This is a genomic window from Virgisporangium ochraceum (assembly GCF_016863655.1).
GTDB lineage: Bacteria > Actinomycetota > Actinomycetes > Mycobacteriales > Micromonosporaceae > Virgisporangium > Virgisporangium ochraceum.
Window position 1 is genome coordinate 1 of record NZ_BOPH01000052.1, and the last position, 3,936, is coordinate 3,936.

Annotated in this window: 3 protein-coding genes; 2 read left to right on the top strand and 1 reads right to left on the bottom strand. The window is 72.4% G+C overall.

Annotated features, from left to right (window positions below; genetic code table 11):
- Positions 1–42: 42 nt before the first annotated feature.
- Positions 43–789 carry an NAD-dependent epimerase/dehydratase family protein gene (locus Voc01_RS19175; RefSeq protein WP_203928841.1) on the bottom strand — a complete coding sequence of 249 codons (747 nt, stop codon included), beginning with the start codon at positions 787–789 and terminating at the stop codon, positions 43–45.
- Between the two features lie 45 nt (positions 790–834).
- Here Voc01_RS19175 and Voc01_RS54105 point away from each other — a divergent pair, with 45 nt between their 5' ends.
- Positions 835–1,206, top strand: a complete 372-nt coding sequence (locus Voc01_RS54105; RefSeq protein WP_203928842.1) for a DivIVA domain-containing protein — start codon at positions 835–837, stop codon at positions 1,204–1,206.
- Between the two features lie 88 nt (positions 1,207–1,294).
- Positions 1,295–3,874 carry a M14 family zinc carboxypeptidase gene (locus Voc01_RS19185; protein ID WP_239160315.1) on the top strand — a complete coding sequence of 860 codons (2,580 nt, stop codon included), beginning with the start codon at positions 1,295–1,297 and terminating at the stop codon, positions 3,872–3,874.
- Positions 3,875–3,936 lie beyond the last annotated feature (62 nt).

Genomic DNA, 3,936 nt, shown 5'->3' on the forward strand with positions numbered 1-3,936 from the left:
GGCGGAGGGGGACGTCGTGGCGGCGGCGACGGGCGACACGGCCTAGGTCAGGTGGGCCAGGCGCGCGCCGTCGCTGGCTCCGGTCAGATCGTCGGTGACCGCGTGAGCGTGCTCCGCGGAGTCGTCGCGGGGCCGGTAGCCCAGCTCGTCGCGGGCCGACGACCAGTCCCACATGCTGCCGGTGTTGGCGGAGATCCCGTGGTACACGCCGTACCTGACCTCGGCGGTGAGTGCCGCCTCGACCAGGCTCACCGCGTCCCGGAAACTGAGCCAACCACCGAGCCAGCTCGCCGCCTCCGGACGCGCCGCGACCCCGCCCAGACGCAGGCACCGTACGGCGAGCCCGTGCGTATCCGAGTACACCCGCCCGAGCTGCTCCGCGAGCACCTTCGTCGCGCCGTACGCGCAGCACGGGTACGGAAGCCAGTCGGCGGCGATGCCGGTGGCACCCGCGTCGAGGTGGCCGCCCATCGCGTGCAGCGAGCTGGCCAGCACCACCGTCCGCACCGTGGCCGACCGCGCGGCCGCGTCGAGCACGGTGGCGACCGCGTCGGCGTTCGGACCCCTCAGCTCCGCCCAGGTGGTGTCGGGATCGGCGTTCGCCGCCAGGTGCACCACCGCCCCCGCGCCGTCGAGCAGGCCGTCGACGAACGCCCGGTCGCGCAGGTCGCCGCCGTCGCGCCGGATGTCGGACGGGCGCAGGTCGAAGCGGTCGCTCAAGCCGTCGACGACGAGGCCCCCGACCAGGCCCGCCGCCCCCGTGACCACAACCGGAAACTCGTTCGTCATGGAGAGGATTTCAGCACGTCGGCTGCGTATTGATGGACGGGAGGGATGCCTGTGGAACCGCTCAAGCCCCGAGACGTGCGCCGGGTCGAGTTCAGCAAGCCGCCCGCCGGCCGGCGCGGGTACGACGAAACCGAGGTCGACCTGTTCCTCGACGTCGTGGAGCAGAGTCTCAGCATGCTCTACCACGAGATCGCCCTGCTCCGCGGCGAGCCGACCGCGCCCGGTGGGGTCGGCGCCCGCGCGGGTGGGCAGTTGGCGCTGCCCGCCGGTCCCGGCACGAACGGCACCGTGATCCACGTGACGGGCGACGCCGACGCCGACCAGCCCAGCCCCGCCGAGAAGGCGATCCTCGCCGAGCTCGACCAGATCAAGCTCCGCCTCGCCCGCATCGAGACGGCGGTGCAGACCCGCTTCTAGATCCCATCGCCGACGCGAGGGTTGTGCTGGCGGTAGCGGTCCGGTACGCAGGGATTCATCTGTCTCGTTGCGCGACCGGAGGCTTCCCGTGCGTATCCGAACCGCTGTCGCCGTTCTGGCCACGGTCGCCACCGTCGGCACGCTCGGCGCCGTCGCCGGTCCCGCGTCCGCGGACCCGCCGGCACCGGGCGCGGCGGGCGCCACCCGTGACTTCGGCAACGGGCCCGAGCGCAACGACGTCGCCGCCACCGACGTCACCGGCGGAGTCGCCGCACGGGCGGCGGGCGCCGACGCGTCCCCGCTGAACAGCGACACGTGGCGCCAGCGCGGTTACCCGCGCCAGCAGGTGCTCCGCACGTTCCCGGAGAACCCGGCCGACTCCGCGATCAAGCTGGGCCTGCTGCCGTACCACGGTGTCGCGCCGAAGCTGAACGCGCTGCAGGCGGCCAGCAACCGCGTCTCGGTCGAGGTGATCGGCCAGAGCGCGCAGGGCCGCGACCTGTACCTGGTCACCGTGACCGCGCCAGAGAAGGCCGACCAGACCCGGCAGCAGGACCAGTGGCGCCGCATGATCGAGGACGACCCGTGGAAGGCCGCCCGCGACCGCAAGCTGAAGGCCGGGTACAAGGCGCCGGTCTGGATCAACGGCAACATCCACGGTGACGAGTACGAGGGGCTCGACGGGTCGATCCGGCTCATCGAGAAGCTGGCGACCGCCACCGACAAGGCGACCGCCGACCTGCTCGGGCGCACCCGCCTGTACTTCACCGTCACCAACAACCCCGACGGCCGCGTGCTCGGCCAGCGGCCCAACGGCAACGGCTTCGACATCAACCGCGACCACGCCACCTCGTCGCAGCCGGAGTCGCGGGCGGTGCGCGACGTCGTGATCGCCACCCAGCCGCTCGTGATGCTCGACGAGCACGGCTACACCGGCACCACGCTGATCGAGCCGAGCACCGCCCCGCACGGCCAGAACTACGACTACGACCTGTACATCAAGCACGCGTACCCGAACGCGCTCGGCATGGAGCAGGGCATCCAGGCCCTCGGCCACCCCGAGACCACGCGGGCCGACATCCCGTTCCGCGACTACGCCCCCGGCGACTGGGACGACTGGCCGCCGATCTTCACCCCGATGTACTCGATGTACCACGGTGCGATCGGGCACACCGTCGAGGTGCCGCTGCAGGTCAACCGCGGCGCGTACCAGACGCTGCCGGTCGAGGAGCTGCAGCGCCGGTCGCGGGTCAACGTCGACGTCGTCGAGGCGACCATCCGCGCGGCGATCACCTACACCGACACCAACCGCGGCACGCTGATCAGCAACCAGATCGAGCTGTTCCGGCGCGGCTGGGAGGGCGAGCAGCAGCGGCAGATCCCCGACAACTTCGTCCCCGGCTTCGGCCCCGAAGACCGGTACAGCACCACGTTCCCGCGGGCGTACGTGATCCCGGTCGGCACCGGTCAGCGCAGCGAGCAGGCCGCGGCGCGGCTCGTCGACCACCTGATCGCCCACGACGTGCGGGTGACCCGCGCGGTGGTGCCGTTCTGGAACGACGGCAGGTACTACCCGGCCGGCTCGTACGTGGTGAACATGCACCAGCCCAAGCGGGGGCTCGCCAACGCGATGCTCGAGGCCGGACGCGACCTGTCCGCGCTCGTGCCGCAGATGTACGACATCTCCGGCTGGAGTCACCGCCTCCTGTGGGGCGCCTCGGTCGAGACCGTGCGCGGACGCTACCTGCCGGCGATCACCGTGCCGGTCAGCGTCGCCCGCCCGACCGGTGGCCTGCCGGCGCCGTCCGCGCGCGACCTGATGCTGTCGGTCGTCTCCGAGAACGACGTGCGGGCGGCCAACGCGCTGCTCGAACAGGGCGTGCCGGTCCGATGGACGTCCAACGGCGCGGTCCTCGTGCCGGCCGCCCACCGTCGGGCCGCCGCCACCGTGGCCGACCGCTACGGCGTCCGGTTCACGTCGGCGCCCTACGGCACCGTCGGGGTGCCGGTACGCCGCCCGGTGCTGGCGGTCGCCGCCGGCGCCGACGAGCTGTTCACGCTGCGCGAGCTCGGCTTCGACGTGCGCACCACCTCGACCGGCGCGCTGAACGCCGGCGGCGACCTGACCGGCGTCGACGTCCTGTACGTGTCGGCGGGCCTGTCGTACACGGCGCTGAACACGGCCGCCCGCGGCCGGGTCGACGAGTTCCTGGTCACCGGCGGCGTGGTGACCCGTGGCGCCACCGGCGCCCGATTCAACGCCGAGGCCGGGTTGCTCCAGGTCACGCCGGTGGCCGGTCGGGGTGACGCCAACGGGGTGGTGTCGCTGACCAACGGCCCCGGCCTGCTGGGCTCCGGTGCCATGAACACCGCGTTCGTCTACTCCCCCCTGTTCTTCACGAACGTGGGAGCGGGCGTGACGGTCGAGCAGCGCTACGGCCCCGGCAACCCGCTCATCGCCGGCCACTGGCTGCCGAACGCCACCGGCACCGGCGGCCCCGAGCAGGCGGCGGGCCAGGCGGCGGTGGTGTCGGGTGTGTCGTCACGCGGCACGGCCACGGTGCTGTTCGGCACCGAGCCGCTGTTCCGCAACCACCCGAAGGGCACGTTCGCCCAGGTGGCGAGGGCGTCCTTCTGGGCCACCGCCGCGGTACCCGCCACGGCCTAGTGTCCTGGGTCGTTGATTCGGACGCTCTGTCGTCGCGGGGATTCGGGTGTCTGTTGATCGTT